This is a genomic window from Streptomyces sp. CA-142005 (assembly GCF_050942335.1).
In the GTDB taxonomy this organism is placed as follows: domain Bacteria; phylum Actinomycetota; class Actinomycetes; order Streptomycetales; family Streptomycetaceae; genus Streptomyces.
The window spans coordinates 294,899-312,764 of sequence record NZ_CP192078.1; the positions used below are offsets into that span (position 1 = coordinate 294,899).

General features: G+C 66.9%; 18 protein-coding genes and 2 pseudogenes. 6 read left to right on the forward strand and 14 right to left on the reverse strand.

The genetic code is table 11. The features are described 5' to 3' along the window. Positions 1–116 precede the first annotated feature (116 nt). The 6 genes and pseudogenes from ACQPXS_RS01520 to ACQPXS_RS01545 form a co-directional block, all read right to left on the reverse strand. A complete protein-coding gene (locus ACQPXS_RS01520) occupies positions 117–371 on the reverse strand; it encodes a hypothetical protein (protein ID WP_433446166.1) in 255 nt (84 codons plus the stop codon). A gap of 36 nt (positions 372–407) precedes the next feature. Further along, a pseudogene (locus tag ACQPXS_RS01525) lies at positions 408–491 on the reverse strand (carboxymuconolactone decarboxylase family protein); the annotation flags it as partial. Between the two features lie 42 nt (positions 492–533). Continuing rightward, complete coding sequence (locus ACQPXS_RS01530) at positions 534–707, reverse strand: hypothetical protein (RefSeq protein ID WP_390684859.1); 174 nt, start codon at positions 705–707, stop codon at positions 534–536. Positions 708–925: 218 nt separating this feature from the next. Then, positions 926–1,390 (reverse strand): pyridoxamine 5'-phosphate oxidase family protein, encoded by a 465-nt coding sequence (locus ACQPXS_RS01535; protein ID WP_433446168.1) that lies wholly within the window; start codon positions 1,388–1,390, stop codon positions 926–928. Between the two features lie 370 nt (positions 1,391–1,760). Continuing rightward, a complete protein-coding gene (locus ACQPXS_RS01540; protein WP_433446170.1) occupies positions 1,761–2,669 on the reverse strand; it encodes an NADP-dependent oxidoreductase in 909 nt (302 codons plus the stop codon). A 79-nt stretch (positions 2,670–2,748) separates the two neighbouring features. Continuing rightward, entirely contained in the window at positions 2,749–3,297 is a 549-nt protein-coding gene (locus ACQPXS_RS01545) for a carboxymuconolactone decarboxylase family protein (RefSeq protein WP_433446172.1), read from the reverse strand. Positions 3,298–3,439: 142 nt separating this feature from the next. Between ACQPXS_RS01545 and ACQPXS_RS01550 the strand changes: the two genes are divergently transcribed. After that, positions 3,440–4,093 carry a TetR/AcrR family transcriptional regulator gene (locus ACQPXS_RS01550; protein WP_433446174.1) on the forward strand — a complete coding sequence of 218 codons (654 nt, stop codon included), beginning with the start codon at positions 3,440–3,442 and terminating at the stop codon, positions 4,091–4,093. Positions 4,094–4,409: 316 nt separating this feature from the next. Further along, complete coding sequence (locus ACQPXS_RS01555; RefSeq protein ID WP_433446176.1) at positions 4,410–6,860, forward strand: SpoIIE family protein phosphatase; 2,451 nt, start codon at positions 4,410–4,412, stop codon at positions 6,858–6,860. Between the two features lie 135 nt (positions 6,861–6,995). Here the strand turns inward: ACQPXS_RS01555 and ACQPXS_RS01560 are convergent. The 5 genes and pseudogenes from ACQPXS_RS01560 to ACQPXS_RS01580 all read right to left on the reverse strand — a co-directional run. Further along, positions 6,996–7,209 (reverse strand): annotated as a pseudogene (locus tag ACQPXS_RS01560) (transposase); the annotation flags it as partial. Between the two features lie 422 nt (positions 7,210–7,631). After that, positions 7,632–8,576, reverse strand: a complete 945-nt coding sequence (locus tag ACQPXS_RS01565) for an NADP-dependent oxidoreductase (RefSeq protein ID WP_433446178.1) — start codon at positions 8,574–8,576, stop codon at positions 7,632–7,634. A gap of 105 nt (positions 8,577–8,681) precedes the next feature. Next, positions 8,682–9,188, reverse strand: coding sequence for a GNAT family N-acetyltransferase (locus tag ACQPXS_RS01570; protein WP_433446180.1), 507 nt, complete (start codon positions 9,186–9,188; stop codon positions 8,682–8,684). 39 nt (positions 9,189–9,227) lie between these two features. Continuing rightward, positions 9,228–9,683 carry a GNAT family N-acetyltransferase gene (locus ACQPXS_RS01575; RefSeq protein ID WP_433446182.1) on the reverse strand — a complete coding sequence of 152 codons (456 nt, stop codon included), beginning with the start codon at positions 9,681–9,683 and terminating at the stop codon, positions 9,228–9,230. A gap of 1,284 nt (positions 9,684–10,967) precedes the next feature. Next, positions 10,968–11,267 carry a transposase gene (locus tag ACQPXS_RS01580; protein WP_433446184.1) on the reverse strand — a complete coding sequence of 100 codons (300 nt, stop codon included), beginning with the start codon at positions 11,265–11,267 and terminating at the stop codon, positions 10,968–10,970. Between the two features lie 342 nt (positions 11,268–11,609). Between ACQPXS_RS01580 and ACQPXS_RS01585 the strand changes: the two genes are divergently transcribed. The 4 genes from ACQPXS_RS01585 (at position 11,610) to ACQPXS_RS01600 (ending at position 14,789) form a co-directional block, all read left to right on the forward strand. Beyond that, positions 11,610–12,752 (forward strand): MFS transporter, encoded by a 1,143-nt coding sequence (locus tag ACQPXS_RS01585; RefSeq protein ID WP_433446186.1) that lies wholly within the window; start codon positions 11,610–11,612, stop codon positions 12,750–12,752. 399 nt (positions 12,753–13,151) lie between these two features. Beyond that, complete coding sequence (locus ACQPXS_RS01590) at positions 13,152–13,751, forward strand: sulfite oxidase-like oxidoreductase (RefSeq protein WP_433446188.1); 600 nt, start codon at positions 13,152–13,154, stop codon at positions 13,749–13,751. Then, positions 13,721–14,464 (forward strand): ferredoxin reductase, encoded by a 744-nt coding sequence (locus ACQPXS_RS01595; protein WP_390684792.1) that lies wholly within the window; start codon positions 13,721–13,723, stop codon positions 14,462–14,464. Before ACQPXS_RS01590 ends, ACQPXS_RS01595 begins: the two co-directional genes overlap by 31 nt. Before the next feature lie 13 nt (positions 14,465–14,477). Then, positions 14,478–14,789 carry a DUF6510 family protein gene (locus ACQPXS_RS01600; RefSeq protein WP_433446190.1) on the forward strand — a complete coding sequence of 104 codons (312 nt, stop codon included), beginning with the start codon at positions 14,478–14,480 and terminating at the stop codon, positions 14,787–14,789. A gap of 137 nt (positions 14,790–14,926) precedes the next feature. Here the strand turns inward: ACQPXS_RS01600 and ACQPXS_RS01605 are convergent, their stop codons facing one another. The 3 genes from ACQPXS_RS01605 to ACQPXS_RS01615 form a co-directional block, all read right to left on the reverse strand. Further along, positions 14,927–15,256, reverse strand: a complete 330-nt coding sequence (locus tag ACQPXS_RS01605) for a hypothetical protein (RefSeq protein WP_351812083.1) — start codon at positions 15,254–15,256, stop codon at positions 14,927–14,929. Positions 15,257–15,540: 284 nt separating this feature from the next. Continuing rightward, on the reverse strand, positions 15,541–16,041 hold the full coding sequence (gene msrB / locus ACQPXS_RS01610) for a peptide-methionine (R)-S-oxide reductase MsrB (protein ID WP_433446192.1): 501 nt from the start codon (positions 16,039–16,041) through the stop codon (positions 15,541–15,543). 590 nt (positions 16,042–16,631) lie between these two features. After that, positions 16,632–17,297, reverse strand: a complete 666-nt coding sequence (locus ACQPXS_RS01615) for an RraA family protein (RefSeq protein ID WP_365334762.1) — start codon at positions 17,295–17,297, stop codon at positions 16,632–16,634. Positions 17,298–17,866: the final 569 nt, after the last annotated feature.

Genomic DNA, 17,866 nt, shown 5'->3' on the forward strand with positions numbered 1-17,866 from the left:
TCTTCCTCGCATTCCTGGGAGTGCCTGACGACGGTCGAGGCGGTGCTGACGCCGCCCGTCGGGCCTGCTCGGTCGGGCCTGGGCGGGGGCTCCCCGACCAGGCCAGGGCGCGTCGGTCAGGCGTCGGTGTGCGGGGTGACGACCGGCCATTCGGTGTCGGTATCGACGAGGACATCGAAGTAGTTCGTGAGGATGTTCAACGCCGGATTGCCCACGACCTCGGCGATCTCGGCGTCGGTGACGCCCGCGGCCCGGGCAGCCATGAGCTGCGTCTCACCGATGTGGCCGCGGCCGCGGGCAATCGCGTGGGACAGGTCCGACAGTGCGGCGGCGTCGGGGTCGGCGGACTCCGCGTGGCGGGCAAGTTCCAATCCCCCGGCGCCGACCTTGGCGACGCGCGCCCCTATGGAGGTGTGGGCGGAGAGGCAGTACGTGCAATTGTTGTACTCTGCGGTGGCAATCGCCAGCCGTTCCCCGACCGGGGCCGTGATGAGGGTCCCCGGTCCACCGCGAGGGCAGCATCCTCCCGGCGATCACCATGAGCAGCCGGACACCATCACCCAGACCGGCAGCCGGCCCGTCTGCCCATGGCCGAGCGGGATGTCCGCCTCGAAGAACCACAGGTCACACTGAGCAGGCTCGCCCGGCCGATACGTCGTCCGGGACACCGGGTCCACCGGCAAACACGCCGGTCTGAGCTCACGCACAACACGTTCCTTGAGAATCGTCATCCCCCGCTGCCAGCCGAGCCGCTCCACCAATCACCGTCGCCGGCATCGTCGGCATCTCCCGCAAAAGCTTGCGGAGCTGCACCCTGACCGCGTCCACCGCCGAGCCCCTCAGCGGACCCTCGTACCTCGCCGGCCGGCCGGCCGCAGACCACGGTCTGCGGTCGGCCCTGCGTTACAGACGTCCCGATGTGTCATCAAAGGTATGCCACACCATAGTTGGCGGCCCACTCATGCTTCAGGTCGTCCTCGTTCGCGTGCCCGAACGTGTACGCGGGAGAGTCCACCCGCAGCGCCCGGTCCACCCTGATCAGTACGGCCTCGTGGCACGGGTAGATGGGATCGCCGTGGGTGTTCAGCACCCACTGGCGGGACCAGTCGAACACCGGGTCGCCTTCCCCGCGGATCTCGGCCGTTCCCTTGAAGCGGTACCCCCGCCGGAGCAGGAAGTCGATCACGTTGACCTCAACCTGCGGATTGCGCCGCAGGTTCTCCACCGTGTTGGGCGAGGCCATGTTCATGAATACCAGGTGATCGTCGTCGTAGACGCGGACGGACCCCTTCGGCGAGAGGTTCGGAGAGCCGTCCTCGCAGACCGTCGCAACGAACGCCAGCTTGGCGCTGGTGACGATCTGCCGCATGTCCTCAGTGATTATTCCCATCGCTCCTCAACCTTTCCTGCCACTTCTGCGTGCCCCACCCTCCTGGGCCGTCACGACGCAGCCCTTTTCGAGTGCGCCCACAACAGGCCGATGGCCTGGTCCGCCGAAGCCCCGGCGCTCGCTCCGCGCTGTTGCGCGCCCTCCCCGATCGCGTTGGGCGCCCGTGTCCGCCGACACCCCGGTCAGTGATCACATCCGCGCGGACGGCCGTTCCGGGGACCGTGTCCCGGAGCCCGGAGCCCGACCGGCGGTCGGCGCCCACGGTGCCACCGTGAGCCGGCCCGACCGCCTGATGTGCCCCGCGTCTGGTGGGTACGGCCGGTGCCATGAGTCGGTGTCAGGACGGGACGGCACCCCGTCGTGGACGTGCTCAGGTCAGCACGAGCTTCTTGCCACCGGCCCGCCCGGCGGACACCCGGGCGAAAGCGGCCGGCCCCTCACGCAACGGGATCGCTTCCACGTTCTGCTTCAGCTTTCCCTCCACGACCGCCTCCGCCAGATGGGCAAGCTGAGCGGCATCAGGCCGGACGTAGAGATCCGTACTGGTGATACCACGCTCCCCCGCCGGCGCGTCCGAGGTCAGCGACACCAGACGCCCACCGTCCCGCACCAGCGACAGCGCGGCCCGCGCCGTACCACCAGCAGCGATCAGCACACCATCGAACCCACCACGGACCCGACCCGCCCAATCCGAGTCGTGGTAGTCGACGACGGCCGACGCACCCAGACCACGCAGGCGCTCGGCAGCCGAAGCGGACGCCGTCACCGTCACCTCGATCCCCTGAGCAGCAGCAATCTGCAACGCCAGCACACCGGTCGCCCCACCACCATTGGTGATCAGAAGCCGCTCGCCCCGGCTCAGCCCCAGTGCCTCCAGCGACTGGTGCGCCGTTAGCCCGGCAACCGGCAGCGCCCCCGCCTGCACCGGATCCAGCCCAGCCGGGCAAATCGCAGCACTGGCCGCAGTGATCAGCACCCGCTCAGCCCAGAAGCCACTGCCACCGGGCAACGGGGCCTCATGCGCAAGCACCCGGTCACCGACAGCAAAGCCCTCGACATCAGGACCCACAGCCACAACCCGGCCCACGCCCTCCACACCCAGCGCCGCCGGCGGACGCAGCCCCACATCCCAGCCCGCACCGTTCAGCAACCGATCCCACGGGCCGACACCGGCCGCCTCCACCTCCAGCACAAGCTGACCAGCACCAGGAGCCGGCGGCTCAGGCACCTCCAGGAGGACGACGTCCGCGTCGGGTCCGGACACTCCGCTTGCCTTCATGGTTATCCCTTCACTCGCTCCGGCCGGCCGACGGTAGGTACAGGCCGGCCGCCACAACTTCAGTCTGGGGTTTCGGCCCTCAACCGGGCGTACCGACCGAGTCGGCGGAGGGGATGTCGATGTCGGTCTGGTTGACGTTGTTGAGAAAATTGGTCAGCAGGGCCTGCACTGCGACCGTGACGATCGCCAAGATCTGCGGGTCGGTGTAACCGGCGCCGCGCACAGCCGCGAGGTCTGCGTCGCTGACTCGCCCGCGGCTCTCGACCACCCGTTGAGCGAAGCGAGCGGCCGCGGCGCGCTTGGGGTCCACCGAGCTCCCGGCGCGAGCCAGGTCGATGTCGTCGCTCGACATTCCGCTGAGTTCGGACGACACGTACGTGTGAATCGCCAGGCAGTAAGCGCAGCCGTTGGCCTCCGAGACCGCGAGCGCGATGGTGTGCCGCGTCTTCGCGTCCAGAACGCGACTCATGGTGCTCTGCAGCGTCACGACGGCGTCGAGAACGGTCGGGTTCGACGCGATGGTCTTGAACATGTTCGGGACGAAGCCGAGCTGTGTGCCGATGTTGTCGAGGATGCCTTGCGCTCCCGCGGGGACATCGTCGGAAGAGGGAGCGTTCAGTCGTGCCATAGCAAATCAACCTCCGGTAGGCGTGCGAGTAGTCCCCGAGCCAGGTCAGACCGAGCATTTTTTGGGCCGTGCGGCCCACTTCTCAGAGCTAACACCGCTCAAGACTGGGCTGTCAAGCCCACCTTGCGGTATCGTGCGACGTATGGAAGCCACGACACGAGCTCGGGTGCCTCGCAAGCTCACGGACAAGGGCCAGGCGACGCGTACCCGGATCCTGGAGCATGCCGCGGAACTCATCTACACGAAGGGTGTCCACGCGACGAACAACGAGCAGCTCCGTCGCGCAGCCGGCGTCAGCGGGTCACAGCTCAACCACTACTTCCCGACCAAGGAGAGTCTCGTCCTGGCAGTCATCGCATGGCAGGCCGATCGCGTCCTCGCATTCCATCGCAGTGAGCGATTCGCCTCCTTCAACGATCTCGACGCGTTCCGGGAGTGGGCGGATTTCTACGTCGGCTACGAGCGCGCCTACCAGGAAGGCTGCAGCCTCGGCTCCCTCGCGAGCGAGATCATCAAGACCGACCTCGACGTTCACGATGAGCTCGCGAGTGCGTTCGATCAGTGGCGGGACATCTTCCGCGACGGGCTCCAGCACATGCAGCGACTCGGCCGCATCAGCACTGACGCGGATCCGGCGCAGCTGGCCAATCTGCTGCTTTCCGCATTCCAGGGCGGCAGCCTCCTCGCTCAGGTCGCACGGGACATCACCCCGCTCAAGGACGCGTTGCAGGCAGCGATCGATTACGTGGAGACCTTCGTAAGGTCTCCCGAAGTCGACGTAGCGCAGGTTCGCTAGCCGCCGACGGTCTGAGACGGCCCATCGAACGGCGGAACGACCGCACCCTGCGCTTCCGCTTCCCCCGACGCTGAACCGGGCAGAGCAGACCTCAATCAAATTTCCGCACCGAGAATCGAGGCTGACCCACTCCCAAGCGTGGCGTCCCGAACATGCGACGTGGCGCTTCGCGGTGCAACCGATCCGACAGGCGGCGCCCGGGGCCCGCCTGGCCGTTCGGCGCGAAATGGTCCGGTCTTTTGCTCAGAGAATGGTCCACACGTGTGGGCAGACGCGCGCATACGGTCGGGTCGCGAGGCATCTGATGGGAACCACGATGATGAGCACTGACCAGACCCCGCTCCTGGAGCCGCTGGGGCTCCGCGAGATATCCGACGCAGCGATAGCGATGCTCGACGAGCAAGGGACGGTGGTCGCGTGGACGCAATCCGCTCAGCACCTTGTCGGATACTGCGCTGAGGACGTGGTGGGTCGATCCGCCACACTCGTGCTGCCGTCATCCCAGGAGGCGCTGGGGGTATCAGCGTTCGCTGAGCAGTGCCGTGCCCAAGGTGGCTGGTCCGGCACCGCGGCGGTCCGCCACCGCGACGGCCGCACGCTCAACTTGCGCGTGCGCCTCTCGCTGCTGCGGGGACAGGACGCAACCCACCGCTGGCTGGTATCCCTGACCGACGTAGGCGCGCTCTCCTCGGGGATGGTGAACGGATCGGTGCGGGAGTCGCTGTTTGCCCGCGCGCCGGTCGGCATCGCCATTCGTGACCCGCAGCTGCGCTGTACGTGGATGAACGACACGATGGAGCATGACGGCATTTCCCGTGACCGGAGGTTCGGACGCCGCCTGAAGGATTCACTTCCCGGCTTCGAGGCCGAGGCCCTTGAAGCGGTGATGCGGCAGGTGCTGGCGAGCGGCACTTCCGCGGTCCACGAGTACCGGGCATGGCCTCCGGAAGATCCGCGCCGGGAGCACGCGTTCTCGGCCTCGTTCTTCTGCCTCCAGGACGTGGACGGCAAGGCACTGGGGGTCTGCTCCTTGACCGTGGATGTCACCTGCAACCAGCGGGTGCGCGAGCGCCTTGCGATCCTCAGCCAGGCCAGCGCGCGCATCGGGAGCACCCTGGACGTCATGCAGACCGGACAGGAACTGGCCAGCCTGGCCGTGCCCCTGTTGGCCGACTACGTCACCGTCGACCTGGCAGAATCGGTTCCACTCGGCAAAGAGCCCTCTGCCCGAATCGACACGATGTACGATCACTCCCGCGTGTTCCGACGTGCCGGTTTGGCCTCGATCCACCCAGGGACCCCAGAGTCGCCGTTTGCACGAGGGGAGACAATTTCCGTCCCCTCAAGCTCGCCACTCGCCAGCGCACTGCGCACGGGAAGGTCCCACCTGGAACCGGTACTGGACGCCACCCCTGGGACATGGATCGACCACGACCCGGCACGGGCGCAAAAGATCCGTGAGAACGGGGTGCACTCCCTGATGATCGTGCCCATCCGTGCCCGGCAATCCGTGTTGGGCGTGGCCGTGTTCGCACGCACCGAGGACCCGATGCCATTCCAGCAGGATGACCTACTCATGGCTGAGGAACTGGTCACCCGGGCCGCGCTGTCCTTGGACAACGCCCGCCAGTACACTCGCGAACGCAGCACGGCCCTCGCCCTCCAGCGCAACCTGCTCCCGCACCGTTTGAGGGGCGGCGTCGCCGTCGAGGCGGCCGGGCGCTACTTGCCGGCCGACACGGACGCCGGTGTCGGAGGCGACTGGTTTGATGTGATCCCGCTGCCTTGTGCCCGGGTGGCCCTCGTCGTCGGTGATGTGGTCGGACACGGCATCAACGCCGCGGTGACCATGGGTAGGCTCCGCACCGCCGTCCGCACACTCGCGGACCTGGACCTGCCCCCCGACGAACTGCTGAACCACCTCGATGACAGCGTCCGGCGGCTGACCGGGGAAGATGACGACGCCCCGGATGAGATCCCCGCGATTATGGGCGCGACCTGTGTGTACGCCGTCTACGACCCGGCCACCCGACAGTGCACGATGGCACGGGCCGGGCACCCCCCGCCCGCGATAGTCGACGCACAAGGCCAGGTCACCTTCCCCGACCTGCCCACCGGAGCCCCACTCGGCCTCGGCCTCGGGCTGGTCCCCTTCGACGCCGTGGAGGTGGAACTGCCCGAAGGAAGCCTGCTCGCGTTCTACACCGACGGGCTGGTCGAATCCCGTGACGACGACATCGAGGTCGGCATGCACCGCCTCGGCACCGCCCTGGCACAACCCGAACAGTCCTTGGAAGACTTGTGCTCCTCAGTGATGGAAACCGTGCCGACTCAGGCAGCATCTGACGACGTCGCCTTGCTCCTTGCCCGGATCCACACACTCAAGCCGGCCGACATTGCCTCCTGGGACCTGCCAACCGAGCCGGCCGTCGTCAGCGACGCCCGGCACCTGGCCGCCCATCAACTCAGCGAATGGGGACTGGAGCATCTCGTGCCCACCACGGAGCTGATCATCAGCGAACTGGTCACCAACGCCATCCACCACGGCGCCGGCCCGATCCGGCTACGGCTCATCAAGCACCAAGTCCTGACCTGCGAAGTCTTTGACAGCGGAAAGTGTTACCCACGCCTGCGCCACGCCCGCACCGTCGACGAAAACGGCCGGGGACTGTTCCTGATTGCCCAGTTGTCCAGCAAGTGGGGCTTCCGCTCCGCAACGGCCGGCAAGCTCGTCTGGGCCGACCAAGAGCTCCCGTCCACGCTGTAAAGCGGGGATCGATGAGGGCTTCCCTCTCGGTCCCCACCGCCCGCGTACCAATGCCGCCGCGGAGATCCCACCCCCGGGCTGGTGCCGTTGAACCAACCTCCCGTACCGCTTCAGAACGCCTGTGGGCCGACCAGATGCCGGGCGCGGCTTGCCCTTGGACACGACCACCGGCTCGAACTCGGACCCCTGCGATCGCGTGGCACGTCCATGGTGGCGGACCGGCCACTGTGGTCACCGTCCTGAAGCAGCTGTCATTGCGGGAGTGGCCCGAGCACCGTCCGGCGGGATCTCCGGCCCAGCAGCCGAGGTGGTCGGCCATCTCCGCCTGCAGGGCTCGCTCCAACACCGCGTTGAATCGGGATCGCGTACATGCCGATCACCTCGCCGCCGACGCGTCCGAGCGTTCGGCGGGTCCTCCTCGATCGCGGAGTGCCCGTCCAAGCCGCTGACGGTGTCGGCTACGTATACGGCATCGGCCTCCACGGCCAGAACGGCTACGCGAAGATCGGCACCACGACATCACCGGGGACCAACGGGACGCACTACTACGCGGGTGTCGCCCCATGGGCTGGAGCTGATCGACTTCTGGCTCTCGCCTCCCCCTGACTACCTACGGATCGAGAAGCGCACCCTGCGGCGCTGCCGCACGCTCATCTCCTCCGCCACGCCCCGAAGCGAGTACTTGCGCGATCTCCCCTACGAGCGGGCATGTAGGGGACATCACCGAAGCGGCATACCTGAGGAAGAACGGTCGCCGCCTCTGGGCCCTCCTTACCGGCGAACGCGGATGATCGTCTTCCCATTGATCCGCTCGGTAGGGTTGAAGGCGGCCACAGCATCGTCGAGGGTTGCGACTTGGCCGATGTTCGTCCGTAGCTGTCCGTTCTTCACGCGCCGCGCGATCTCACTGAGTTGCGCGCGATCGGACACGACAACGAAGTCGATCGCCCGGCCGTTGGCCGGGCGCGCCTCGGGCGGCCCGGCGACGGTCACCAGCATTCCCTCGGCTCGAACCAGACCCGCGGACCGCTTCCCGATGGCACCGCCGAAGACATCGAATACCAGATCGACGCCGCCGACATCTTCCAGCGCATCGTTCTCAAGGTCGACGAACTCCTGGGCACCGAAGTCGAGCGCCAGCTGACGATGGGCAGCGCGTCCGGTACCGATGACGTAGGCGCCGGCCTCACGTGCGAGCTGTGTCGCCATCGAGCCGACCGCACCGGCCGCACCGTGCACAAGGACGCTCTGCCCCACCCCGAGGTGGCCGTGCTCGAACAGCCCCTGCCACGCGGTCAGGCCAGTCATCGCGACGCCCGCCCCTACCGTGAAGTCAACGTCGCCAGGCAACGGCGCAAGGTTGCGCGCCTCGACGACGACAAACTCTGCCAGGGTCCCGTCGCGGGTCCAGTCGGTGAGGCCGAAAACCCGCTGTCCGACCGACAGCCCCGCCGTTCCATAGCTGAGGGCGGTGACCACACCGGCCACCTCGTGGCCCGGGATTGACGGCGTGCGGTCACGGCCGAGGCGATCGATCCAGGTCGAGGGCCACTCCAGCTCATTCCCAGTGAATCCTGACGCATGAACTTCAACGACGACATCGCCGTAGTTCGCGCCTTCAAGACTGGCGAGCCCCGCCGTGTCCGGATCGGGTCGCTCCACTAGCGTCATCCCTGCCGTTCCCGCGGCACGGTCGGTCACCACGATCGCTTTCATCTGAATACCTCTCTCCGCAACAGCCCTCGTTGACCTCGATGCTCGTCCGCGCCGGCCGTCTCCGGACTCGCTGGACGACTCGAAGCACGTTTGAAAGACGGACGGCTACATCCAGTCGTGCTCGAGCGCGGCGATCTGCCTCTCGTCGTCCGGCCCGGCTGCCGAACCGTGCTGGTGGTCCGGCCCGTCTGCGGGTTCGTGCTGTGGGTTGGCGCCAGAGCCCGGATGAACCTTGTCGATGAGATCGAGGTATCGCGGGTGGCGGGCAATGAACTCGCCCACAACCGGGCAGATAATGGTGATCTTCTTTCCGCTCTCGCGGATCTCGTTCAGCACGCGAGCGATGAGCTCCGTGGCTACCCGCTTGTGGCGGTAGGCGGGGTCGACCCAGGTCGTCAACAGTACGACGCGGCCGCCGACGAACCGATATTGGAGTTCTGCGATCGCTTCGGGACCGAGGGACGCGGTCCAGCGACCGCGCTCCGCGTCGTTGGCGATATCGAGCTCCCAGGCGGACTCGGCCTCACGGAGACCGGTCTCGTCCAGAGCAGCGATGAGGGCCGCGTTGTTCTGTTCACGAAAGGCCGCCTCGGCCTCGATGTTGGTCGTCACTGTCGAACACCTTCTGTCAGCGGAGCCCAGCGGGTTGGTTCAGGACTGGTGCGTCCCTGTGGTCGCCCCCGGGTGCTGAGGGTCGATGAGGTCCGCATACTCGGGGTTGTGCTCGATGAAGGTGCGCACGATCGGACACGTGATGGTGACCGTCATTCCTCGCGTGCGCACGTCGTCGAGGACGCGTCGGATCAGCTCGGTGGCGACGCCCTGTCTGCGGTACTCGGGGAGCACTGAGGTGGCCATGAGCACGAGTCGGCCGTCGCCGGCTTCGTTGTAGGGCAAACCGGCGATCTCGGTGTCGCCGACGATGGCCTCGTAGATACCGGTCTTCTCGTCGTTGACGACGTGGAAGTCGAACGCGGGGGCGTGGGGATGATCGATCACCTCGTCGAGGACGACCTGGTCCTGACTGAGGGTGCCTTTCCCGCCGGGGTGTCCGGCCTCGTCGGGGTGCTCGATGGCGTAGCGGGTCCGTTCGGTTGGCTCGGTCATGGGCGTGTTCCTTCGTTGCTTGCTGGTTCGGGGGGTACGCCGTGTGCTTACGGGCGAACACGGATGATCGTCTTCCCCTTGACCCGCCCGGTGGGGTTGAAAGCGGCAATGGCCTCGTCGAGGTCCGCGACCCGTGCGATGTTCGTCCGCAACCGACCGTCCCGGACCCGCTGCTCGCCGCCGCGCGCTCCCCCTGTGGCCCCGATGGGTGCGCCACTGCTTAGGGCAACTGAACAGGACGATTACGTCCACATCAGGAGGGCGGAGCACCGTTCGACAAGCATCAGCGGTGACCCCGTGTTGCGGCGCTGGTCGGCAGGGTTCGACAGTGCGAGCAGCGCGAAGCCCTGGGTCTGACGTGGTCAACGTTGCACCTGCCCGCGCCTGGGCGACACACCTCCCGATCAGAGCCTGTCATGTCCAAGAACGAGAGGCCTGCGGTAGGCCACAGCGTCCGCATCACTGCAGCCCACATCGCGGAAGCGGCGACGAGGGCACCATTCACCTACATCGACGGGGCAACACAGGTATTCACTCACGACGGGCGCACCACCTACGTCGAGAAAGGGAGCCAATCGACCGGAGAGGGGGGGAGTAGACGATCAAGGGCGGTTTTGGTCTTTCTGGCCACCCACCTACCGTGCCACCTACGACGTCTCGGATCACAGGTGCCGATGGCGATGTCGCCACCGGTGAATCGCGGAGGGACGTTCGAGGGACGGTACCTCCGAGTTCGCCTGATTCCCGGGACCAGGCCTACCCTCGCGCTCTTCTTGCGAGAGATCTCCGTAGAGGCTGTATCCGTTGTATTCCCAGAATAGGCGCTCCGGTCCCAGAAGCCTGGGTCGTTGTCTGACCTCGTCAGGCCTCGGGTCCACGTCGCGCACCGTGGGAGACGGCCCACACTGTGTGCCCGACATGCGCCCACCCTGGTGGACACCCACCCGAGCCCGGTACGGGAGCCCTGCTACGGATACGGTAGGCCGTGCTTTAGTGGACGTTAAGTCCGTTTCTGGTAGCGGACTCGTCCGGGTTGGGTGAGGAAGCCTTGTCGGGCGAGGCGTCCGAGGCGGCTGCGGGTGACGTTGACGGTCGCCTCGTCGGCGGGAGCAAGCCTGCATCGCGGTCTTCTCATCCACGCTGAGCACGACGGAGTGGGGCAGGCAGTGTGGATAGAGGGCGCAGACCTCGGCGGGCTTGGTGTAGAAGTTCGGATCGTCCGGGCAAGTGAGCCAGCCACGTACTGAGCTTGTTCCGCTTTGACGGACACCATCGTTGTGGTGGTCAGGCCGCTGAGGCGGCCTCGTAGGCGGCAGGACTGCGGTAGCCGAGGCTGCTGTGCAGTCGGTGCAAGTTGTACCAGCCCTCGATCCACTCGAAGACCGCGGTGTGGGCGGCGGCCCGGCTCGGCCAGGGGCGGTCGTCGTTGAGTTCGTTCTTGAGGGTGGCGAAGAACGACTCGGCCAGCGCGTTGTCCCAGCACTGACCGGTGCGGCCGACCGAGAGTTGGATTCCCAACTCGGCTGCCAGGAGGGCGAATTCATGGCTGGTGTACTGCCCGGGTTCAACCAGTCGTAGCAACATGCCTGATCAGAGAGGATTCGGGCGCGCGTCGCCTGATCCTTGTCCGTGAGCTTGCGAGGAACCCGTGTTCCCGTCGTGGCTTCCATACGTCACACGACACCGCAGACTGGGCTTGACAGCCCAGTCTTGGATGGTGTTACCTCTGAGAACTGGGTTGCCAAGCCCATAAATGCTCGGCCTGGCCTGGGCTCGGCGACTACTCGCACAGCTACCGGAGGTTGATCCGTTATGTCGCGACTGAATGCGCCCCCTCTCGACGACGCAGATGTGTCACCAGTGATCAACCGGCCTCGCCAGGGCAGAACGCTCCGGCTGGCATTCTCATCTGGGATCGTCTCCCTGGTGGCCTCGTTTGCCGCGTCGGCCGCACCGATCCCCCTGTTCAACACCTACCGGGCCGAGGACGGGTTCACCAACGCCGGCATCTCGCTGGCCTTCGTCACCTACTCCGTCGGCATTATCGCCGCACTGCTGGTGCTGGGACGGCTGTCCAATCATCTGGGCCGACGGCGCACCGCGATCGCTAGCCTCGGCCTGCTCCTGCTGGGCTGTCTGCTGCTGCTGAACGTGCACGACATCGGCACTCTGCTGGCCGGTCGGCTCCTGATGGGCGTCGGTACGGGGTTGGCCAGCAGCAGCCTCACCTCCTACATCGTCGACGCCGCGCCCACCAGGTCGGCATGGTTGGCCTCCGTCGCGTCCAGCCAGGGACCCATGCTCGGCCTCACCCTCGGCGCCATCGCCGCCGGCGCCCTGGTCCAGTTCGCCCCCTGGCCACGCGAGCTCATCTACCTAATTTGCGCCGGTCTCCTCGTACTGTCTGCCGCACTCATCGTCATCAGCCCGGAGACCGCGAAGCCGATGCCGGGCGCTTGGCGATCACTGCGGCCCCGGGTCCGCGTACCGGCTCGGGTCAGGCGTCTGCTCCCTGTCGCGGCCGTGGTGTTCGTGACCGCCTATGCGACCGGGGCTTTCTACCAGTCCTTCATGCCCGCACTGGTCGAAGATCAACTCCATACCCGCAGCCCGCTCATCCTGGGACTGGTGTTTGCCTGCTACATGGCCCCCAGCGTTCTCGGCGCTCCCATCGGCGGCCGGTTCACACCAGCGGCAGCCCAACGCATCGGCATGATCATCGTCCTGATCGGATGGATCGGCAACATTACAGCCATCGCCATCGGCACACTGCCGTTGTTCATCGCTGCAACCATCGTCACCGGCGTCGGTCAAGGCATCGCCGTCAGCGCCGCCACCCGCGGCCTGCTGCACGGCAGCGCCCTGGCCGACCGGGCGCCGATCTTCAGCGCGGTCTACCTCCTCTGCTACAGCGGCGCCGCCTTGATCAGCCTCATCTTCGGCCAGCTCTCGAACGCCTTTTCACTACCCCAGATCGGCGTCGGATACGGCGCCCTTGCCGTCATCGCCACCCTGTTCACGGTCCTCGCCGCACGCAACCCGCATACGGACCCGACCAGTCAACGGTGAGTAATCACATGCCGAACCTCACCGTCACGTTCCTGGGCACGTTGGATGTATGGATGCACACGAAGTGATGTACGGGCAGGGCCTTTGTGCACGTCAGCGGCATGTCTTCGCGGCGGTGTCATGCACGGCGTTCCTCCGGGAGCGTTGGCCGCTGAGTTCGATACCGGTCCGAACGCGCTGTACAAGACCATCTTCGACGCGCAGGAAGCTGCGGGCTCAATTGGCGGCCGCCGGGCACTTCGACCGACTGCGCAACGTCTGGACCGACGTCGCGCCGAAGGCCGGAGGTGCCACTGAGGGCTGTGGGAGAGGAGGAAGACAAGAGGCGTGTGTTCCCCGTCGCTGATATTTTTATAAGAGCGCTAGCCCTGCTTACGACGAGCCGATTGGACGGCCAGCATGGCGATCATCTCGCGCGGTTTCCACGGCCGACGGCCGCCCGCGGGCAGGAAGCTGCCACCCGGACAGTACGAGACCACGGGCTTTCCGGTCCTCTCGGCCGGGCCCACGCCGCGGATAAGCACAGACGAGTGGGAGCTGTCCGTCACCACGGAGACCGGGAGGCGGCACAACTGGGACTGGACCGCCCTCACGAAGCTGCCGTCGGAAACTCCGACGGCAGACCTCCACTGCGTGACCAAGTGGTCGAAGTTCGGCACCCGGTGGCAGGGGGTGTCTTTGGACGTCCTGCTCGCCGATGTCGAGACGGCTGCCGAGTACGTTCTCATCTCCTCCTACGGTGGCTACACCACGAACCTCCCGCTGGAGGATCTTCTGGACGGCAAGGCCTGGATCGCGTACGGCTACGACGGCCGGCCGCTCGCCCCCGAGCATGGCGGTCCGGCCCGACTGCTCGTCCCGCACCTCTACCTCTGGAAGTCCGCGAAGTGGGTGCACGGACTGGAGTTGCGGGAGAACGACATCCCGGGGTTCTGGGAGAGCGCCGGCTACCACAATTACGGAGACCCGTGGCAAGAACAGCGGTATCGAGGAGACTAGGCGACCGGCTCCGATGGAGGGTCGCCGAGGTGGCAGAACGTCGCGCTGAGTCCGCGACGGCCGTCACGCTGGTGCTGGAGGTGCCGGAATGGCCCGGCCATCTGGCAGGCCAGCATGTGGACATCCGGCTGACCGCGGAAGACGGCTACAGCACACAACGCAGTTACTCCATCGCTTCGGCCCCGGACGGAACGCGCCTGGAACTGACAGTGCAGCGCGTCTCTGATGGCGAGGTCTCTCCCTACCTGGTCGACGAGCTCATGCCCGGTGACCAGCTGGAACTGCGGGGACCGGTCGGAGGCTGGTTCGTCTGGCAGCCGGAGCAGCAAGAACCGGTCCTGCTCGTGGCCGGAGGCTCCGGGCTGGTGCCGCTGATGTGCATGATCCGCTCGCGGCATGCAGCCGGCAGCCGGGTTCCCTTCCGGGCGCTGTACTCCCTGCGATCGCCGGCCGAGCTGCTGTACGGGCCAGAAATCCGCCAAGGAACACCAGGGGTGGACGTCACACACATCTACACCCGGGAAGCGCCACAGCAGTCCGCGCGCCCCCCGGGCCGCATCACACCCGACGACCTGGTACGCCACGGATGGCCACCGGACTTCGCGCCCACCTGCTACGTCTGCGGACCCACGGCGTTCGTCGAGAAGGCAGCTGCCTACCTGGTGCTCCTCGGACACGACCCCCAGCGAGTCCGCACAGAGCGCTTCGGCTGAGGAGAGGACTGAGATGACGGCAGGCACACCGGCAGACACCGGTATCCCACGCGACGCAGAGGGCGGCTACATCGACGGCAACGCGCTGGCCGGCCCTCTGGCCGAACTCTTCGCGGTCGACTTGACAGCAGCGACCAGCCAGTGCGCGCACTGCAGCAACACAGGGCCCGTCGCACTCCTGCACGTATACCGCGAGGCACCGGGACTGGTAGCCCGCTGCCAGCAGTGTGAACAAGTCATGCTACGTCTGGTGCGCGCACCGGAGACGGTCTGGCTAGACATGAGCGGCATCACAGTACTGGCGATCCCCGTCGGCGCCGACTGAGGCACGCATGGCCTCCCCTGCGGAGGGGCACGCCGTCGGCGCGGCAAGCTCGGTGGTGCCCGCCACGACCGGACGGCGGGGCCGCTGGAAGCTGGTGGGCCACCGCTCGGGTTTGTCACCTCAAGCGCAACCTGGGGCTACTGGAAACGGCCGTCGAAGCAGGTACCGCTCCTCAGGTCGGAGAACCGAAGGCCGACGACTGCTCCCCCTTCCACCACCCAGCGCAGGTCGTAGGACGCTTGGTAGGAGGGCGGCCAGAAGGAGCAGAAGTGCCCATTCTCGTCGACGGACCAGGTGCCCTCCGTCTGGCGTCCTGCCTCGAAGTAGGAGGTGCTCCCGTCGGGTTGGAAGGTCTGGGTCGTGCCATCGCCGTAGGCCAGGCGGCCTGCGGTGACAGCGGTGGGGATCTGCTCAGGCAGCACGATGGCGCCGTCTTCTGCGTGCAGGTTGTCGATGTTCCTGGTCACTGTGCGGTCCTTCTCCCTGGCCCGACGGTTCCATTGCTCGTGAGGTCCGGCGGGCGTCTTCTGGCTCACCGCGGCGAAGATGATCCCATTGGAGGGGGTCTGCTCTATCGTCTTGGCCGCCTCCGATTCGAGGGGACTCGACCCCTTGGGCGCCGCAGCACATGAGCGCTTTCCGTACTGCTGTACACGGGTATCGGCTGGGGCCCTGCTGAGCCCCGAGCCGCAAGACGGGGCGCCGAGCCGCCGTGCCGTTCGAGCTCCGGGGGCCTTGCCCCGGTTGCCGGTCATCGGCCCTCGGCGGCGTCTTCTTCCGTCGTCTCGAAGACGCTCAGGTCTTCTTCCGTCGTCTCGAAGACGCTCAGGTACTGGCCGTAGCCCTCCTGCTCCAGATCCTCCAGGGGGACGAAGCGCAGCGAGGCGGAGTTGATGCAGTACCGCAGTCCTCCGCGGTCGCTGGGCCCGTCCGGGAACAGGTGCCCGAGGTGGCTGTCCCCTTGAGCCGACCGTACTTCGACACGGACCATGCCGTGGCTGGTATCGGGCCTTTCGACGACGTGGCCGGACTCCAGAGGCCTCGTAAAGCTGGGCCAGCCGGTCCTGCTGTCGTACTTGTCGACCGAGGCGAAGAGGGGCTCCCCGGACACGATGTCCACATAGATACCGGGTGCCTTGTTGTCCCAGTAGGCGTTGGAGAACGAGGGCTCCGTCTCGTCTCGCTGGGTCACGCGGTACTGCTGGTCGGTGAGCTGTGAGATGCGCTGTGGGCTCTTGCTGTACTCCGGCATGGCTACCTCCCAGACGGTGCTGGAGTGTCTCTTCTGCCCTATTCGCGTCATGCATCGCCCGACTCTTACCTTTGTTGCAGGGGTGCAGGGGCCGCGGGTGAGGGCCTGGCCGGGGCGCGATGCACGGGCGGACCGCTGACGTGGTGGTCAGAAGCGGCCGCCCGTCGCGAGCCCGGCTGCGTCCCCTCACGACCGGGACGGGAGGACGAGGAAGGCCCAGTCTGCCCCCATCGCTCGTGCCCGGCCCGTAGCGGCGGCGCCGCGCTGCAGGTCGCCCCAGACAGGCCGGGCACGGATGTGGACGCGTGCTTCCAGGCGGCAAGGATCGCCCTGGCGCCGTCACGTCCAGCGACCGGCGACGGCCCACTGGTCGTCGCGTGCACCGTGACGCTGGGTCCCGACCACCTGGCGGTCTGGGCTTACGCGAGTGACGTCGCCCTCGTCGGCACCGCGTGGGACCTCGTGCAGCGCCAACGGGACGCACCGGGTCCAGCAGAGGGCGTCCAGCTCGGCAGGGTGCTGATCTCGTATGCGTTGGGCACGACGGGAAGGGGCCTCCAGCAGCCGCCACTTCCCGCGGGGCTGCGCCGCTACTCACCTGGCTGCGCCTGTTCACCTCTGATGCCCTTCGCGGCCTCCGCTTCCTCGGCTGAGATGTCCTCGGCGATGGCAAGCACCCGCCGCAGGCTGGCGGAGGGAATCACGACGCCACCGGCGCTGTCCATGTAGATGTAGTCACCGGGACTCACGCAAACACCGGAAATCTCGACAGCCACAGCACAGGCGTACGGCATCACCGTGTCGCCGCCCCATCGGACCGCCTCCCCCCTGCACCAGGTAGCGAAGCTGTAGCCACGCAACTGGCCGAAGTCACGTAGCCGGCCGTCGGCGAGGACGCCGGCCAGCCCGGTGCTGTCTGCCCTGGCAAGCTTTGTGCCCCCGCCGTGGGACACGTCGGCGTGTCCTCCGCTGGAGAGCACGAGCACCTGGCCCGCCCCGGGCGGGTTCCCGAGTGCTCCGTAGAAGTAGTACCGGAAGTCATGGCCCCCTGCCGCCAAGTCCTCGCGGTAAGGGAGAAAGGAGATGGTGGCTGCAGGCCCGAAGAGATAGCGGAGAGGGTCGGGGCTCGACATCGCGGGTATGTGCGCTCGGTGGCCATGGACCCGGTTCATGGCGTCGACAAGCGTGGCGCACCCCAGGCGGGCTGCCTTCTGAGCCAGTGTCTCGTCCTCCATCAGCTTCCTCTCAAAGGCCATGGGCTCTGTCCGGCGTACCGCCGGGCCGCCGTCAGGTACCTCGGCTGGCCGTAGCCGCGTGAAGGCTGCGCGTGCCCGGCTTTCTGCATGCTGTGTGCCAGAGCCTCCGTCCGCCGGGCCGAGACCCGAACCGCCGGCACTCCTCCGCGGTGGCCAGCGACGAATAGGTACGCCAGAGAACTGCGCCCAGCGTGTAAGGGTTCTTACTGTCACTCGCCCTTTCAGTGTCGCGTTCACAGGTTTGCCGGGCATCTTGGCCACCGTTCTCGCCCGGCCTCCTGTCGGGGCCGCGCCACGTCCTCTTGCTCCCATGTCAATCAGGCTGCTTGCCGAAGGGAGTCCCGGTGAGTGCCGATGTGGGCATCGTTGAGGAGGGCGCGGTAGACGACGCCGGAGAGTCGCCGTCGCAGTGCGCGTATGGCTTCGGTGCTGGTGTTGCCCGCTTCCTTGCGTCGCTGAAGGTAGGCGCGGGCATCGGGATGGTATTGGGCCTGAGTGATCGCGATGCGGGTGCGGGCGAGGCGATGTGGCCGGGGCCGTCGCGGCCTATCCGATGCAAACGCCGCAGC